Origin of the sequence: Azospirillum brasilense (genome assembly GCF_022023855.1) — a bacterium.
In the GTDB taxonomy this organism is placed as follows: Bacteria; Pseudomonadota; Alphaproteobacteria; order Azospirillales; family Azospirillaceae; genus Azospirillum; species Azospirillum brasilense_F.
Genome location: NZ_CP059455.1, coordinates 21,871 through 37,563, shown reverse-complemented (window position 1 = coordinate 37,563; position 15,693 = coordinate 21,871). Strand labels below are relative to the sequence as shown.

13 protein-coding genes and 4 pseudogenes are annotated in these 15,693 nt (G+C 64.4%); 11 read left to right on the top strand and 6 right to left on the bottom strand.

What is annotated here, in order from left to right; genetic code table 11:
* Positions 1-4: 4 nt before the first annotated feature.
* Genes H1Q64_RS33510 through H1Q64_RS33500 form a run of 3 tightly spaced genes read right to left on the bottom strand, consistent with a single transcriptional unit; the run spans position 5 to position 4,066 of the window.
* A complete protein-coding gene (locus tag H1Q64_RS33510) occupies positions 5-1,522 on the bottom strand; it encodes a TniQ family protein (protein WP_237908310.1) in 1,518 nt (505 codons plus the stop codon).
* A complete protein-coding gene (locus tag H1Q64_RS33505) occupies positions 1,519-2,391 on the bottom strand; it encodes a TniB family NTP-binding protein (protein ID WP_237908337.1) in 873 nt (290 codons plus the stop codon). Before H1Q64_RS33505 ends, H1Q64_RS33510 begins: the two co-directional genes overlap by 4 nt.
* On the bottom strand, positions 2,384-4,066 hold the full coding sequence (locus H1Q64_RS33500) for a Mu transposase C-terminal domain-containing protein (protein ID WP_237908336.1): 1,683 nt from the start codon (positions 4,064-4,066) through the stop codon (positions 2,384-2,386). Before H1Q64_RS33500 ends, H1Q64_RS33505 begins: the two co-directional genes overlap by 8 nt.
* A 187-nt stretch (positions 4,067-4,253) precedes the next feature.
* Between H1Q64_RS33500 and H1Q64_RS33495 the strand changes: the two genes are divergently transcribed.
* Genes H1Q64_RS33495 through H1Q64_RS33485 form a run of 3 tightly spaced genes read left to right on the top strand, consistent with a single transcriptional unit; the run spans position 4,254 to position 5,642 of the window.
* Entirely contained in the window at positions 4,254-5,198 is a 945-nt protein-coding gene (locus H1Q64_RS33495; protein ID WP_237908335.1) for a recombinase family protein, read from the top strand.
* Positions 5,199-5,235: 37 nt separating this feature from the next.
* Entirely contained in the window at positions 5,236-5,472 is a 237-nt protein-coding gene (locus H1Q64_RS33490; RefSeq protein ID WP_237908334.1) for a helix-turn-helix domain-containing protein, read from the top strand.
* Positions 5,460-5,642, top strand: a complete 183-nt coding sequence (locus H1Q64_RS33485) for a hypothetical protein (RefSeq protein ID WP_237908333.1) — start codon at positions 5,460-5,462, stop codon at positions 5,640-5,642. Before H1Q64_RS33490 ends, H1Q64_RS33485 begins: the two co-directional genes overlap by 13 nt.
* 62 nt (positions 5,643-5,704) lie before the next feature.
* Here H1Q64_RS33485 and H1Q64_RS33480 read toward each other — a convergent pair whose 3' ends face one another.
* Positions 5,705-6,175: a response regulator gene (locus H1Q64_RS33480; protein WP_237908332.1), complete on the bottom strand. Its 471-nt coding sequence runs from the start codon at positions 6,173-6,175 to the stop codon at positions 5,705-5,707.
* 402 nt (positions 6,176-6,577) lie between these two features.
* Between H1Q64_RS33480 and H1Q64_RS33475 the strand changes: the two genes are divergently transcribed.
* Positions 6,578-7,288, top strand: coding sequence for a DUF2279 domain-containing protein (locus tag H1Q64_RS33475; RefSeq protein ID WP_237908331.1), 711 nt, complete (start codon positions 6,578-6,580; stop codon positions 7,286-7,288).
* Positions 7,289-7,541: 253 nt separating this feature from the next.
* Here H1Q64_RS33475 and H1Q64_RS33470 read toward each other — a convergent pair whose 3' ends face one another.
* Positions 7,542-7,952 (bottom strand): response regulator, encoded by a 411-nt coding sequence (locus tag H1Q64_RS33470; protein WP_237908330.1) that lies wholly within the window; start codon positions 7,950-7,952, stop codon positions 7,542-7,544.
* A 700-nt stretch (positions 7,953-8,652) separates the two neighbouring features.
* On the opposite strand from H1Q64_RS33470, the gene H1Q64_RS33465 reads away from it, so the two are divergent.
* Positions 8,653-11,172: an ATP-binding protein gene (locus H1Q64_RS33465; RefSeq protein ID WP_237908329.1), complete on the top strand. Its 2,520-nt coding sequence runs from the start codon at positions 8,653-8,655 to the stop codon at positions 11,170-11,172.
* 50 nt (positions 11,173-11,222) lie between these two features.
* Positions 11,223-11,474 (top strand): annotated as a pseudogene (locus H1Q64_RS33460) (transposase); the annotation flags it as partial.
* Positions 11,475-11,535: 61 nt separating this feature from the next.
* Here H1Q64_RS33460 and H1Q64_RS33455 read toward each other — a convergent pair.
* Positions 11,536-12,045: pseudogene (locus tag H1Q64_RS33455) on the bottom strand (IS3 family transposase); the annotation flags it as partial.
* Positions 12,046-12,122: 77 nt separating this feature from the next.
* Between H1Q64_RS33455 and tnpA (H1Q64_RS34200) the strand changes: the two are divergent.
* The 5 genes and pseudogenes from tnpA (H1Q64_RS34200) to tnpB (H1Q64_RS33435) all read left to right on the top strand — a co-directional run.
* A pseudogene (gene tnpA / locus H1Q64_RS34200) lies at positions 12,123-12,272 on the top strand (IS66 family insertion sequence element accessory protein TnpA); the annotation flags it as partial.
* Positions 12,273-12,314: 42 nt separating this feature from the next.
* Positions 12,315-12,698: an IS66-like element accessory protein TnpA gene (gene tnpA, locus H1Q64_RS34195; RefSeq protein WP_419468881.1), complete on the top strand. Its 384-nt coding sequence runs from the start codon at positions 12,315-12,317 to the stop codon at positions 12,696-12,698.
* A complete protein-coding gene (gene tnpB, locus H1Q64_RS33445; protein WP_330874681.1) occupies positions 12,695-12,856 on the top strand; it encodes an IS66 family insertion sequence element accessory protein TnpB in 162 nt (53 codons plus the stop codon). Before tnpA (H1Q64_RS34195) ends, tnpB (H1Q64_RS33445) begins: the two co-directional genes overlap by 4 nt.
* A gap of 474 nt (positions 12,857-13,330) precedes the next feature.
* Entirely contained in the window at positions 13,331-15,421 is a 2,091-nt protein-coding gene (locus H1Q64_RS33440; protein WP_237908328.1) for a recombinase family protein, read from the top strand.
* 23 nt (positions 15,422-15,444) lie between these two features.
* Positions 15,445-15,654, top strand: a pseudogene (gene tnpB / locus H1Q64_RS33435) (IS66 family insertion sequence element accessory protein TnpB); the annotation flags it as partial.
* Positions 15,655-15,693 lie beyond the last annotated feature (39 nt).

The window sequence follows — 15,693 nt, the reverse complement described above, 5'->3', positions numbered from 1 at the left end:
GGTATCAACGCGTCTTCAGGGATGGGGTGGCGGGTCGTGTGGGGGGCGCCGGGGACCCGCACCACGCCTCTTGATTCAAGCATCGAACCGCGGCGGCGGACAGCTTGCGCAGCACCGCACGCCGTTGGCGCACGCTGAGCTTTCCGGTCGGCAAGGGGCCATGGGCGTCCAAGGCGAACTGGACAGCCTGGGCGATGTGCGTTGGGACGGCGGGCACCGACACCGGCTGCGGCGGCGCTGCGTGCGCCTCTTGGACCGCCGGCGCCGGTTTTGCCTGGAACCGCCCCAAACCGGCAGGTTTCTTCCGGCCGCTCTGTCCCGCCTCGCGGCGGATCTCCCCGATCAGGGGCGCCGCTTGCCCGTTGGCAGCCAACAACCGCCCGCGGAACGGTCCGGCGACCGGGAACTGGGAAACCCGCCGGTGATGGCGGTTCCAGATCGCATTGGAGAACAGAACGCGGGTCCAGGCGGTGTGCGTCCAGTGCGCCTCGGCCAAGCGCGCGGAATGGCTCGGGTCGTTGCTCCACGGAGCGGTCGTGGCGATGGCCAGCCCGGTGCGGCCGCCATCGCCGTTCCAGTCCTGGCGGGACAAGGCGAGCCTAGTCAACAGCGGGGTCAGCATCTCGCCCGGCCAAAACTCCAGCAGGAGACAGGCCAGGGCGATGAGCTGTCCTGTGTCCCGTGCTGTCTTGCGGTGAACCGGATTGACGGTGTGCAGACCGGCCAGCAGCGTACGGAGCGGAGCGGTCACGAGCTGCCACGCCAGAACCAGGGAGATGGCCGGATTGTTCCGTTCCGGCGGCGGAAGCCGCGTCGGTTCGCCGGCCGCGTTCCGGGTGAAGGCCCGCCGGATGCGGAACCCCGCCCAGTCACGCAGTTCATCGAACTCGGTGATGCGGACGCTGAGATGCGTGTTCAGCAGAAACACGAAGCGCAGGAAGACCGTGACCGTGAAGGCTGGCGCCATCCGTGTGCCGACGATGCCTTCAAAGGCCTGCGGATCGAACGCCGCCCGGTCGAGAAACCTGATGATGGTTCGCACCTGGCCATGGAAGGCCGCCAGCGGGAGACCGTCCGTCATCTCCATCGGCTTCGGGTCGGGCAGATGATCGGGGCAGACGATCCGCCACGCGGCCCGCGCATGAAGCAACTCAACAGGTCGCCCCGCCTGCCGGGACGCTTCGTTCACACACGCTGCGCAAGGGGCGTGGTGGCGTCGGCAGGCGTTCTCCAGTTCGCGGTCCAGCCCAACGAAGGTCATGCCCCAAACCACGTCCGGAGCCATCCCGGTGTCAGCCTGAAGCCGCTCCATCACGCTCGGCATCGGCTGGATCACCAGATCCTGTTTGATCGCCTTGGTCACCCAGCGATGCGGAATGCCCAACCGCCGAAGATAAGCCACCGGTGTCAGCCCGTAGATGTGTGCGATCGCCCAGATCCAGCTGTTCAGAGCTTCTCCCTTGGCCGGGAGCGGCACCACCGGCAACCCCGGCACGGTGGTGAACAGCGGCCCGCCGGTCACGCCAGGGCCGGCAGGCTGACGTAATCCTTGATCATCTCCGGCGTGATGCGCTCCTCCCCGGAGCGGATGGCGTCGATGCCGAGGTCGATGAAGGTTTCGAACAGCTTGGCCGTCCCGCCGTCGCTGTGGGTCAGCAGAGTCTTGAGCGCGCGCGTCGTCAGGGGCGAAGGGCGGCGCAGCGGCAAGGAGCGCAGGATGCTGCCGACCAGGGACTGGAACTCCTCCCCGGCTCCCCACATCGGCAGTTCGATGAAACGGAAACGCCGTGTCAGCTGACGGTCGTGCATCAGGGCCTCGCGGGCGTCCTGGATGCCGAAAAGCACCAGCGGAATGCCCAGCTCGTTGGACAGATTCCGGATCACCGCCAGCATCATGCGCTGCTGCCGCACGCTGCCCATCAGCATGTTGTGCGCCTCGTCGACCAGGATCTGACGAACGCCCATCAGGCGATAGAGGGCAACCACCCGGTCCGCCAGGACCGGCAGGCTGCTGCGGGATTCGCTGACCGGCGCGTCGATGGCGCCGAGCAGCTTGATGTAGAACCATTTGACGTCGCACATCGGCGGCATTTCCAGGCCAACCACCGCCGCGCGCCGCACGCCGGTCTGCTTGTCGAAGACCGCCGGGTGGTCGCGCAGGTGCTTTTTCATGATGGTCGACTTGCCCTGTCCGGACTCGCCCCAGACCAGCAGGTTGGGCTTCACCACGCCGCTCGGCTGGTTGACCTGGTCGCTCAGCAGATCGAGCACCATGCGGCAGCGCGGGTACTCGGTGAAGCGGCGGCTCTGCATCCGGGCGATCCGTTCCTCGGGGGACAGCCCGATCACATCGCGCGCCGAGGTTCCCAGATGCCCGTGTGCGTCAGTCATCCCACTCCTCGGTCTCGTAGAAGGGCAGGTCGAGAGGAACATCGTCGGCGTCCTCGGCGATGACCTGGAACTCCGCGTCGATCGTCCGCGTCGGGTTTGGGGCCGGCAGCGCCGGTCCCGATCCCGGCCGGGCGCCGCGGGCATGCTCCAGCCGCGCCCGCCGGCTGCGGCCGCGGGCCTCGTCGACCAGCTTGCGTCGCGCCAGCACCATCTCGAAGATCATCGCCTCGTCGACGCCGGCCCGTCCCTGCCGGCGCAGCGCGCGGGTGGCCGCCTTCAGCTCCCACTTGGAGATGGCCGGACGGCGCAGGTTCCGGTAGGGCACCTCCAGGTACTCCCCCGACACGCCCCGGACGAAGACCTTGGACAGGTTGGCCGGATCGTAGTGGACCGTCACCCACGCGTTGTCGTGAAGGAAGGGCGTCAGCGCGTCGTGCCAGTAGAGGACGTTGAAGAGGTGGATGCCGTCCCGCTGGACCTTCCGATCCTCGAACGGCAGGAAGTCGCGGTGGAACGTCCGCAGGTCGGCCGGGGTGCGGAAGGTCCGCCCCTCCGTGTCGGCGGTCCATTTGGCGAGCGGGGCCGTGCCGATGCCTTCGTGGAAGCTGGCGTGATGCTCCAGGATGATGCTGGCCACCAGCCACTCGATCTCGGCGATGGTGAGGCAGGCGTTGCCGGCCGGATCGTAGATGCCCCGTTCCTTGATGGTGGAGAAGGTGGTGCCGGGCAGCAGGTGCAGCTCCTGCATGAGGTGGCCGATGCGCCGCTCGACGTGGCCGCCCATGTGCGGCGTTCCCGGCGGCCGGTACCGCACCTCGATGCCGTAATCCTCGCAGGCCCGGGTGAAGGCCTTGGAGTGGAACTCCTTGCCGTTGTCGACATGGATGACCTCGCACAGGCCCGCGACTGGCCATTTGGCCGGAAGACCGCGCGCCGACAGCCAGTCACTCTTGTTCATCACCGCGTGGGCGACACAGGCCGCCACGCTGGACGCGCTGGGCGGATCGAAGGTCAGGTAGAAACCGCAGTACATCCGGGTTCGGATGTCGATCGCCAGGGTGATGAACGGGCGCCCGATGACCTCCAGCGTGTCGGGCTCCACCCCCATCACGTCGGTCGGGGTGTGGTCGATCTGGACGATCTCCAGGGCGCGTTCGGCCTCCAGCGATCCGCGGATCGGGTTGAACTCCTCGCGCGCCTTCTTGGGGCCGTGGCGACGCTTGGTCTGCTCCCGCTTGCTGATGACCGCCAGGCGGGCTTCAACGGTTTCACGGGCCGGCTTGCCCAGCCCTTCGGCGGCGCACCGGGCATGGATGCCCTTCATCAGGAGTGATTTCTTCGGCTTGAGCAGATCCATGTAGCGGGTCTGGATCTCCTCCTCGATGATCGTTTCGACGCGCAGAGCGAGCCGGCGGGCGCCGGCCTGTGGACCCGGCGTCTTCGGCACCAGTGACCGGGTTCGGGGATCGGCTTCGTAGGCTTTGAGCAGCCGATAGAGATGGTGGGGACTGAATCCCAATTCGGCCGCTGCTGCGGCCATCACTTCGCTGCGGGCACCGTAGGCGGGTGGCTCCAGGACCAGCCGCCGGATCACGCGTTCACGCTCTCGAGCGATCTCCCAGATCTCGTCCGGCACGCCCGTCAGCGGCTGGTCCCCGCGTGGATGGTTCTGCACGTTTCACCCGATCCACTCTCGGCTTTTCACCAGAATAGCTCTGCTTTTCGCATGAACCGCTCTGAGGAAAGGGCTTAACCACCGCAGAATTCCTCACCCACTTTTCGCATCAATGACTCTGCGGCGACAGGCTTGATGACCGAACTCTGGGCCGGATGCGCCGCATGGACAGGAAAAGGCAGGCCCCATGGCGCTCATCGGCTACGCGCGCGTTTCCACCGAGGACCAGTCGACCGAGGCGCAGATCCTCGATCTGAGGAAATTCGGCTGCACCGAGATTTTTCGCGAGAACGCCTCGGGCGCCGACCGCGAGCGTCCGCAGCTCAAGGCCGTGCTGACCCGGGTGAAGAAGGGCGACACGCTGGTCGTCGTGCGCATCGACCGCCTGGCCCGCTCGCTCGCCCACCTGCTGGCGGTCATCGACACGCTGGAGCGCAAGGGGGTGGCCTTCAAGTCGCTCGGCGATCCCATCGACACCGGCAGCCCGCAGGGCAAGTTCACCCTGCAGATTCTCGGGGCGGTCGCCGAATTCGAACGCTCCCTGATCCGCGAGCGCACCAAGGCTGGCGTGCGGGCGGCCAAGGCGGTTGGCAAGCAGCCGGGCAACCCCGGCCTGGTCGCCAAAGACCCGCTCACCCGCCGGCGGGTCGCCCGGGCGCGGGACGACCGCCGGAGCGAGCGGGTGGCCGCTGGCGCCGGCGAGTTCCTTCCCGTCGTGCGCCGCCTGCGGCCGGCCCAGCCCTGGGACCGTGTCGTCGACGTCCTCAACACCGCGGTGAAGAAGCGCCCCGGCGACAACCCGGCGCCCTGGACACGCGACGCGCTGATCCGCGCCGTCCGCCGCCTGGTCGCCGACGGCTTGGCCGAACCCGATCTGCTCAAGGCCGCACCACGCCGCGCCAAAAAGGCAATCGCCCAGGACAAGCGCTTGGTGGAGCTGGTCGCGACCATCCACAACGCCGCCGACGGCGAAAAGCCGACCCTCACCCGCATCGGCCGACAGTTGGAACGCCAAGGCGTTCTCACCAAGACCGGGGCGCGGACCTGGGCGCCGTCGAGCGTCAAGGCGCTGCTCGACCGCGCCCGCGAGCAAGGCTTGCTGGACGGACAGCCTAGCACTGCGGTGGAATAGCCTTACATCGGAGACCAGCCTTGATCGAGATCGCGTCATGACCCCCACCCAGTGCAAAACAGCTCGCCGGAGGCTTGGCTGGTCCATCGAGGAGTTGGCGCATCGAGCCATGCGCAGCCCCACCGTTGTTGGTGAGTTCGAGCGTGGCAAGAAGCCCGCCAGTGCGGCGGTTCTCGCCTCCCTCCGCCGCGCCTTTGCCGAGGCCGGGGTGGATGCGGAAGCCATCCCGGCCGACGACGGCAACGAAGCAGAGGATGCGGCATGTTCACGGTGAGCGAGGACGAACGCGCGGCGATCTGCCGGGCGTATGAGGAGGGCGGCGAATGGGCGGCCGTTGCGGAACTGCACCGCTACTTTTCCATTGAGGACAATCAGAGTGCTCTGTACGCGGTGCGCAGCATCTTACGGTGGAGGCCAGCTTCTTTGCCACCGCCGTTGCGCTGAGGAAGCAATAGGTCGTTGCAATAGATGTCGATAGCTTCGTCACGTCATCGGTCAAGAGGTGGTCATTCGGATCTGATGGTACGTTTAGATAACGGTGCCTTAGTTGCTTGGCGGCGATCCGCTTTTTCGGCACCAGCGAGAACATCATCGACAACTGCCTTCAGCATCGCAGGCGAAAACGGCTTCTGGAGTACCAAGCAGCCACAATCCTCAACGCTCCGCATTGATCTGTTCGATGGTTCGCCGGTCACGATGATGGCGGGGATGTTCTGTTGGAGCAGGCTACGGACGCAGGCGATCGCGTCGGCGCCGGTGCGGCTGCCCGGAAGCCGCCAGTCAACAACCATGAGAGCAGGTGGGCAGCTCTGCCCAAGCTTCTCTGAGGCCTCCTCTTGCGATCCAGCCGCAACGACGTGGAAACCCCATTCGACCATGAGCCATTCCAAAGCCATGAGGATCAGGGGATCGTCATCGATCAGCAAGACCGTGGTCATGGCTGTCCTGACATCTGGATTGCGCGACAGGATCAGCATGGGCACGAAGCCGATCAGGGAACAATTGGACCATTTGAGTACGAATTGACGGTGGAGTTGGCGAAGAGTTTGCTTGGCGCCAAACCGGCGTGGCCGAGCACCGCTCAATCGATGGCGTAGGCATGAAACGAACTTTGTCGGCTGGCTCAGTACCTACCGGTGCAAGAGAGAATTCGCTTTTTGGCCGATCAGCGGCAAAGCCGCAAACCCTGGACATGCGAAATCTTCTCCGGTCTACTTGTGGAGGGTGGTGCCATTTGGCGATGAGGCGGGATGCAACGTCTGGCTTGGCTTTTCCTTGTGCTTGCCCTCATTTGCAGACCAGGGTGGGCGTGGTCTGCGGATTGGATCCGCGGGGATTTTTCGGATTGGACCCGCGAGGATAAGACCTTCTGGCTGAATGTGGGCGTCGGCGCGGTGGCGCTGGGGTGGGGCGCTTGGTCTTGGGACTGGGGAACGTCCGGGCCGCGCTTCCAGGATGAGGGCTGGTTTGGCCGAACGACGGCGGAAGGCGGGGCCGACAAGCTGGGGCACGCGTGGTCGGGCTATGCGATCAGCCACCTGTTCGCCAACCGCTACGAGCACTTCGGCTACAGCCGAACCGAGGCGGCGCGCTACGGCGCGTTATCGTCGCTGGGCGTCATGGGGCTGATCGAGGTCGGCGACGCCTTCAGCGACGACTACGGCTTTTCCTATCAGGACATGCTGTTCAACGTGGCGGGGGCGGCGCTGGGCTACGTGCTGTGGGAATATCCGGAGATCAAGCGCAAGGTAGACTTCCGCGCCGAATACGACCCATTCCCGAGCGGCAAGCGCCAGGTGGACATCACCACCGACTACCAGCGCACCAAATACCTGCTGGCGGTGAAGGCGGACGGCTTCGACGCGATCGAGAACCCCTGGCTGAAGCACTTGGAGTTCCACGTCGGCTACTACGCCCGCAACTACGCCGAATACCAGCCCGGCTCCGTCGACCAGCGGGAACGGCACCTCTACATCGGCCTCGGGCTAAACCTGACCAAACTGCTGTCGCCGCATGTCAACACGGGCGGCGTGCTGAACTACGTGCAGGTGCCCTACACTTACGTCACCTTGGACCGCAACCTGGACTAGCGATGATCGTATATCGGGTAGTGATGCGGGATAGTATCGATAACGGCTTTACCGGAAAATGGTGGACCATAGCGCCTTGCCGTATCTGTTCTAGCAATGTGAGCCGAAGCCAATCAGTGCGAGGCAATCGCCCCAGAACCGACCCAGCCATCCGGATAGTTGGGTTGTAGCGCCCGGGAATTCTGCAAGGGCCATCATCTTCATGGTTCCCTCAAAAGTTACAGACCAAACCTAAACGGGACCGACCATTAATTCAGTGCACGCGCCAACCGGCAATGGCAGTCAGCGCAGAGAATAACGCGTTTGCTGTGAATGGCTTTAGCAAATATGCCCACCCTTTGTCCTCTACAGCAGCACGGTATTGGTCGTCAGCATTTCCAGTCATTGTGATAACCGGAATAGAAAGATCGCATCGCTCCAAGAACTCTTCTATGCCCATAACGAAGCTGATATCGCCCTCCGCTTCCGATAATGGAAGGTCGATAATTACAACATGTGGGATAAAGTTATGGATTTGCATTTGGTGTTCTGCTTCTCTAATTGTGTTGACTGGAAGCACTTGGAACCCCCAGTAATCTAGGGTGGCGCGAAGGGCCTCGCATACTTGCGTATGCGGATCAATGACAATAATGAAATAATCTTGAGGTGTTGAAATGACACTCACAACACCAGCACCTCTCGAGAAAAAAGAAAGCGCAATCTATAAATCTCCTATTTATTTTTAGTTAAACAGATTAACCCTCGAAAATGTTGTGGGATTTTTGGCGTGTCCGTTTGGGAAACCCATAGCTTCTGGTGAGCTTCGCGGCTCTGCTGGATTCTGCGGTGGCTCCAAGGATTAGTGAGACCTGTGCCGCCGTGTGACGCTGTTGCACCGAGGCAGCGAGAGTTGGAGCCTGCAGGTCGGTGCAACAGCGTCACTCACGGGCAAAGTCGGCTGGATCGCGTCCAGAGCGGACCAACTCGACCATGTGCTGCCGGAATTCCGGCGGAAAGGGGACGGGTTTCCGGCATCGGTCAACACCTCCTGCGCAAGTCAGATGGTGGCCACCGAGCCGGGGCAACTCCACGTCGGGCCGGACTGGAGCGTCGGGTGCACGCGACGGGGTACCCGCCGCACCTTCTGGAAGCGGGCCATGGCCGTTTGGCAAGCCACGACTGCGCCAGCATGCACGAGTTGCGTGTTTGTTGAGTGCGAAGCGCCATCTCCGTTCCCGCGCCGCTGTCGACCCGTCATATACCCATTGAATGATCGACGTCACCCACGAGACCCAATACGATCATGGGACATTCGGACTTCTCGCTATCAAGCCACCACATGCCCAACGACCATCCGACGTCGCCTTGTCTCGGCACCGAAGGCGATGCCTCTCGTGACGACTGACAGGTGGCTCGGCCTAGTCACGACCGAAAAGGCCTCCACGTGGGTCCCGCTGCTTCTGCTTCTGATCGCGGCCCCCCTGTTCGCTGTCATCCTCACCAGTGCTTTTAGCGTCAGGACCGAGCAGGAAGCCGAACTTTACGAAGAGGCCGACCGTTGGCTCATCAACATCGAAGACGAGCAGAAGCATGTCTTCGGCGAAGCCAGCCGCGCGTTGAGCGCGCTCATCGACGCCGGGGTCGGGGCGATGAGCCCGGCCCGATGCGCCACTGTCCTGGCGCGTCTGAGAACATATTACCCACGTCACTTAATGTTCACCGTTAGCGACGCCAATGGTGTCATTCGATGTTCCACCGAACCTTTGGCGCTCGGTCATTCCATTGCGGATCGGTCCACCTTCCAACAAGCCCACATCACTGACGAGATCATTCAGGGCTTAAGCCGACCATCAGAGTATTCTGGCAAGCCGATGATCCCATTGGTCAGACGGTACATGGATGAGGCCGGACGGTTTGCCGGAACCGTCAACGCGGTGATCGACATCGCTTGGCTTGAAGATCTCCTGCAGCGCAAGCCCTTGCCTCCGCATGCCAGCCTGTTGATCGCGGACCGGGCGGGGACGGTGTTCGCGCGTGCTCCGGAAGGCAGCGCCCCACCGGGAGGGTTGCCAGAGTTCCTGCAGCCGCTGCTCGCGGAAACGCAACGCGGGGTGACTGACATCAATGACGGCCGGGGCAGACATCTGATTACGGCCCATTCGCCGCCGGAAGTCGGCGTGAGGGAAACCCGCAGCATCTTGAATATCGATCGAGATGGCAGGATGGCGGCGGCCGACGCCGCGATGCTACGGTCGCTGCTGATTTCCGCAACCGTGCTCCTGGGCTCGATCCTGGCGGTGTCATGGGTGCTGCGCCGTCACCTGCGCTATCGCGAGCGCACCGAGGAGGAACTCAAGCGCGCCAAGACCAGCTCCGAACAGGCCGCAGCCGCTCAGCGCCGGCAATTTGACGAGCTGAAAAGCCTCTACCACACCGCCCCCATCGGCCTTGCCGTGTTCGACCGCGCCCTGAACTTCGTCCGCGTCAATGAGGCTCTGGCCGAGATGAACGGCGTGCCGGCCGCCGACCACATCGGACGGCATGCATGGGACGTTGTCCCGTCCCTGCGCGAAACGGCGGAGCCCCTGCTTCGCCAAGTCCTCGACACCGGAGAACCCGTCCGCGGCGCTGAACTGCACGGCACGACGAATCGCCACCCCGGCATCGAGCTCGACTGGATCGAGGACTTCTACCCTCTAAAGGGGGCCGACGGCGCGGTCGTTGCAGTCGGCGTCATTGTCCGTGACGTGACGGAGGAGCGCCGGGCCAAGCGGTCGCTGGATGCCGCCAAGCGGGAAGCCGAGGCAGCCTCGCGGGCGAAGTCCAAGTTCCTGGCCGCCGCCAGCCATGACCTTCGCCAGCCCATGCAGTCGCTGTTCCTGTTCGTTGGGGCTTTGGAACGGCACCTCGACGGGTCGGGGCGGGAGAAACTGGTCCATCTGGAGCGTAGTCTGGATGCCCTCAAGGGGTTGCTCGACAGCCTGCTCGACGTGTCCAAGCTTGACGCCGGCTTGGTGAAGGCCACGCTTGAGGATTTCCCCTTGAACACCGTCATCGACGAACTCCGAGTGGCCTACCAGCCGGTCGCCGAGAGCCGGGGGCTGACATGGCATATGCTCGACTGTTTCGAGACGGTCCGCAGCGACCGTGTCCTTTTGGGGCGCCTGCTGCGCAATCTGATCGAGAACGCGGTGCGTTACACCGAGCGCGGGGGTGTCACGGTCCGCTGCGTGCCGGAGCTGGAGCACGTCCGGATTGAGGTGGAAGACACCGGAATTGGCATTCCACCGGAGGAACTCGACCGCATCTTCGACGAGTTCCATCAGGTTGCCAACGTCGAGCGCAACCGGCAGCAGGGGCTCGGATTGGGCCTCGCGATCGTGCAACGGATCGCCACCCTGCTTGGCTATCAGGTCAACGTCCAATCCCAAGTCGGTCATGGCTCGACGTTCACCTTTGCGGTGCCGCGCGGAGCCGCCGCATTGCCCTCTGGTCCGGTCGAAGAGGCGGGGACCGCACGGCCAAGCCGGGAGTGGCTTGTCGTTGTCATCGACGACGACGTGATGGTGCTTATGGCCTTGCAGGCGATGCTCAAAGACTGGGGCTGCACCGTTGTCGTTGCGTCGAGTGCCGATCAGGCCATCGATCGCCTGCGCGTTGCCGGACGATGCCCTGATGTCATCTTGGCTGACTACCGGTTGGGTCAAGGGCGTCTGGGAACGGAGGCGGTCACCCGGATACGGGATTACTGCCAGCACGCCATCCCCGGGGTCCTGTTGACCGGGGAAACCGGTACGGAGAGTTTGCGTGAGGCGGCAGCCCATGGACTTCTCATCCTGCACAAGCCGGTCTCGGCCAAGCTCTTGGTCGAAACGTTGCGCACACAGTTGAATGAGGCTGCTTGAACCGCGCCGGGATTGTCGGAGGCCCCGTTTCTTGAGAGACTGGGGTCAACATGACGAAGCAAGCATCACCCAAATACGCTCCTGAAGTCCGCGAGCGCGCGGTTCGGATGGTGTTCGAGCACGAAGGTGAACACGCGTCGCAGTGGGCGGCGATCAGTTCGATCGCGGCGAAGATCGGCTGCACGGCGGAGACACTGCGCGGCTGGGTCCGGCAGGCCGAACGTGACCAGGGCAAGCGGCCGGGGCCGAGCAGGGACGAACAGGAGCGGATCAAGGCGCTGGAGCGCGAGAACCGGGAACTGTGAGCTGGTCCCCGTTTCCCGGACAGATTTGCGGTTGGAATAAGCTTGGTTCAGGTTCGTGTCATGCCGCCAATCTGATCCGGTCCGATGTGCCCTGGTAGGCCTCGTCCGGGGTTCTGCCGCCGAGCGCCGAGTGCGGGCGGTCGGCGTTGTAGTAATCGATCCAGCGGCCGATCCCGGCCCTGGCCTCGCTGCCCGTTTCGAAGGCGTGGAGGTAGACGCACTCGTATTTCATCGATCGCCACAGCCGTTCGATGAAGACGTTGTCCATCCACCGGCCGCGCCCGTCCATCGACACCCGAATGCCGGCCGCGGTCAAGAGCCCGGTGAAGCGTGGGCTGGTGAACTGGCTGCCCTGATCAGTGTTGAAGATGTCCGGTCGTCCGTGCCGTGCCATCGCCTCCTCCACGGCCTCGATGCAGAACTCGACGTCCATGGTATTCGACAACCGCCATGCCAGAACGCGGCGGGATGCCCAGTCCATGACGGCGACCAGGTACAGGAAGCCGCGGCGCATGGGAATGTACGTGATATCGCTGCACCACACCTGGTCGGGGCGGTCGATGGGTAAGCGTTGCGTGACGACACCTCCGACGTGATCCTGGTTCATGAAATATTCCGCTGGTCACAGATCAGCGGGGAAAGAGGATGTCGGGCCAGGATCTGGAGAGTTATTGGCGCAGTCATGCCGAGGCATGGAAGGTCAGCGGGCAGACGCTGAAGGCCTATGCTGAGGCCCATGGAATTGGACGGTGGGCTTTGGGGCGGTGGTCGCGCCGCTTTGCCGCTGTGGAGGAGGTGAGCGCTCCGGGTCATAGGGATAGTCCTGGTGCTGTCCCTATGACGGCGAGCGCTCCCTTGATGATGGAGATCGTCGAGGCGGCTCCCCGTCGGCGGCGCTGGTCGCAGGTGGAAAAAGAGCAACTGGTGGCGGAGACCTGCGAGCCGGGCGTAAGCGTGTCGCTGGTCGCCCGCCGGCGCGGGGTCGATCCCAGCCTGTTGTTCCGCTGGCGCCGCCAGATGCTCACCCCGGCCGAGCCGCCGCCCCTCTTTGCACCGGTGGAGGTGGCGGACGCCACGCCGGTTCTCTCCCTCACGCCACCGGCGCCATCCGGTGCCGGCATGATCGAGATCGAATTGGCCGGTGGACGGCGCCTGCGGGTCGGGCGGGACGTCGATGCCGAAGCGCTGCGCCGGGTGGTGAGCGTGCTGGAGCGTCCATGATGCTGTCGATCCCGGCCGGTGTGCGCATCTACCTGGCGTTGGAACCCTGCGACATGCGCCGCGGCTTCGATGGGCTGGCGCTGCTGGTGCAGCAGTCCCTCGGCAAAGACCCGTTCTGCGGCCACCTTTACATTTTCCGAGGAAAAGGGGCGGACTGAGCGTCATTCAGCATACAGTTTCGAGTCGGCGCGGGTTGAGTACCCGTGGCACCCGCTGTACGGGAAGACGCTGCGGGTCGTGAACCGGACAGTACGCGGTGGCCACCCTGTCTTGTGGCTCGAAGAGCGCCCCGGAACGGCGCGGGAATTGCCGGCCTGGATGTGCGACGCGGCGTCCTGCCTTGATATGGCGGCCTTGGGGCCGCCGCAGGCCACAATCATTGCCCTTGGCGCATTGGCGGCAGTTCTCTCGGATTTACGGCGCTCGGCCAGCGATCGCGCAGCATCGGACAACTCACCCACGGAGGAGGTTGCCGATGACCAGACGACCGCGGCCGACATCCCAGCTCTCGCTTGCCCTCACGGTTCCGCTCCCGGGTCTCGTGGTTCCGGACGAGGTCGTGCAGGTCCTGGCGGACCTCCTCCTGGAAGCCGTCGGAGCCCGGCTGGGCACGGAGAAAAAGGAGGGCGGCCATGAGCCCCAAGATCACCGCTGATCACCTTGGCCGCGGTGCCGCGATCTATGTCCGCCAGTCCACACCCGGCCAGCTGATCAATCATACGGAAAGCCGCCGGTGGCAGTATGCCTTGGCCGACGCCGCACGCACGGCGGGGTTTGTCGATGTCATGATCATCGACGAGGACCTTGGCCGCTCCGGGTCCGGCCTCGAATCCCGCCCCGGATTCCAGAAGCTGGTGGCGGCGGTCTGCGCCGGTACCGTCGGTGCGGTCTATTGCATCGAGGCTTCGCGGCTGGCCCGCAATGGCCGGGATTGGCACCACCTCATTGACCTCTGTGCCCTGGCCGGGGCGCTGGTCGTCGATCCCGACGGTGTCTATGATCCAAGGCTGCTGAACGACCGCCTTCTGCTCGGCCTGAAGGGAACGATGTCGGAGTACGAACTCAGCCTGCTGCGCCAACGCGGCATCGAAGCCCGGGATGGCAAGGCCCGGCGGGGTGAGTTGCGGTTCACGCTGCCGCCCGGCTACTGCTGGAACGAGGCCGGACGGATCGAAATCGATCCTGACGAGCGCGTTGCCGGCGCCATCCGCATGCTGTTCAGCAGGTTCCGCGAACTGGGCAGCGCCCGCCAGGTCTTTCTCTGGGCGCGCGCCACCGAACTGTCGCTCCCTGTCGTGCGGCGCAATCTCACCGCCTGCAAGATCCTCTGGCAGCCGCCGGCCTACCACACGGTGATCCAGGTCCTGCAGAACCCGATCTATGCCGGCGCCTACGTGTTCGGCCGGCGGGGCAACCGGACGCGGGTCGTCGAGGGACGGGCCCGCAAGACGAGCGGGCATAAGCGGGAGCGCACTGAGTGGAATACCCTGCTGCGCGACAACCACGAGGGCTACATCACCTGGGCCGAGTTCGAGGACCATCAGCGCATGCTGGAGGAAAACGCCCACATGCAGAAGCGTGCCGCCCGCAAGGCTGGCCGGGGTGGCCGGGCTCTGTTGACGGGGCTGGTTCGGTGCGGGCGCTGCGGCCGCAAGATGAGGGTGTTCTACGGCATGCAGTCTGGACATGCGCACCGCTACCAGTGCCGGGGCGACGACGCCCATGTCGGGGTCGGTCTGTGTGTCGGCATCGGCGGTATCCGCGTTGACCGGGCGGTCGTGGCCCAAATGCTGGAAGCCGTCTCTCCCCGTGCGGTGGAGGCGGCCCTGCTTGCCGCCGACCAAGCGGCCGCGGCGGGAATGGAAGAGCGAGCGGCATTGGAGCGCGAACTGGAGGCGGCCCGCTACGACGCCTCTCTGGCCGCTCGCCGGTATGACCTCGTGGAGCCGGAAAAGCGCCATGTCGTCAGAGAGCTGGAAGCGCGGTGGAACACGGCTCTGGAACGGGTGGCGCAGATCGAACGCCGGATCGCTGAGACTGAGGCGCGCGCCGCGGCGCGCCCAAGGGTGGACAAGGCGGCTCTTCTGGAGTTGGCTCATGATCTGTCGGCCGCCTGGAATGCACCGACAGCGGATGCACGAACCCGGCAGCGTCTGACCCGGCTGCTCGTGGAGGAAGTGATGATCGACCTCGACGACGCGGCGCACGAGGCCGTCATTCTGATCCATTGGGTTGGGGGGCGGCATACCGAACTGCGCGTGCCACGGGCCAGAACCGGCCGTCGGCAGGAGGGCGGCAATCCAGGAGCGGTGGAGGTGGTGAAAAAACTTGGCGGCCATTGGCCGGACCGCGAAATCTCGATGACGCTGAACCGCATAAAGTGCCGGACCGAAACCGGAGAGACCTGGACGGCAATGGCGGTTCGGCTGTTGCGGGAGCGATTGTCCATTCCCGACTTCGACCCGACCGTGCCCCGTCCCGAGACGATGACGGCCGACAAGACAGCGAAGCGGCTCGGTCTCTCCATCCCATCCGTGCTCCGCCTTATCCAACGTGGGGTCCTGCCGGCAACGCAGCTTGTCCCCTCAGCCCCTTGGCACATCCCAGTCGCCGCCCTGGACACGGATGCCGTACGAACGGGCGTGAACGAGATAAAGGCGCGGCGCCCGAAAAACCTCGTTGATTATCATAGAGATGAGATGATGCGGTTGCCGGGACTCTGAAAGGAGGGATGCACTATGTCACGCGCTTCGGTGGGCGCGTGAAAATCCTCTACGCCGATCAGAACGGCCTGTGCCTGTTCGCCAAGAGGCTGGAGCGGGGCCGTTTCGTCTGGCCGACGACGCGGACCCCGGGCGGCACGGTGGTGCTGACGCCGGCGGAGTTGTCCTTGCTTCTGGAGGGGCTGGAATGGCGCCATACGGTGCCGGTATCCCGGCCGACCGCGGCGGGGTAAACGGGAGGAAAGTTGAGGAAATCCACGGGCTTGGCTGGC

Coding starts and splice junctions, on each gene's coding strand:
- H1Q64_RS33505 (WP_237908337.1), bottom strand. CDS start 2,391: ATGACTGACGCACACGGGCATCTGGGAACCTCGGCGCGCGATGTGATC.
- tnpA (WP_419468881.1), top strand. CDS start 12,315: ATGACGGCGAGCGCTCCCTTGATGATGGAGATCGTCGAGGCGGCTCCC.
- H1Q64_RS33485 (WP_237908333.1), top strand. CDS start 5,460: ATGTTCACGGTGAGCGAGGACGAACGCGCGGCGATCTGCCGGGCGTAT.
- H1Q64_RS33490 (WP_237908334.1), top strand. CDS start 5,236: ATGACCCCCACCCAGTGCAAAACAGCTCGCCGGAGGCTTGGCTGGTCC.
- H1Q64_RS33465 (WP_237908329.1), top strand. CDS start 8,653: ATGCCTCTCGTGACGACTGACAGGTGGCTCGGCCTAGTCACGACCGAA.
- tnpB (WP_330874681.1), top strand. CDS start 12,695: ATGATGCTGTCGATCCCGGCCGGTGTGCGCATCTACCTGGCGTTGGAA.
- H1Q64_RS33480 (WP_237908332.1), bottom strand. CDS start 6,175: ATGCTGATCCTGTCGCGCAATCCAGATGTCAGGACAGCCATGACCACG.
- H1Q64_RS33495 (WP_237908335.1), top strand. CDS start 4,254: ATGGCGCTCATCGGCTACGCGCGCGTTTCCACCGAGGACCAGTCGACC.
- H1Q64_RS33440 (WP_237908328.1), top strand. CDS start 13,331: ATGAGCCCCAAGATCACCGCTGATCACCTTGGCCGCGGTGCCGCGATC.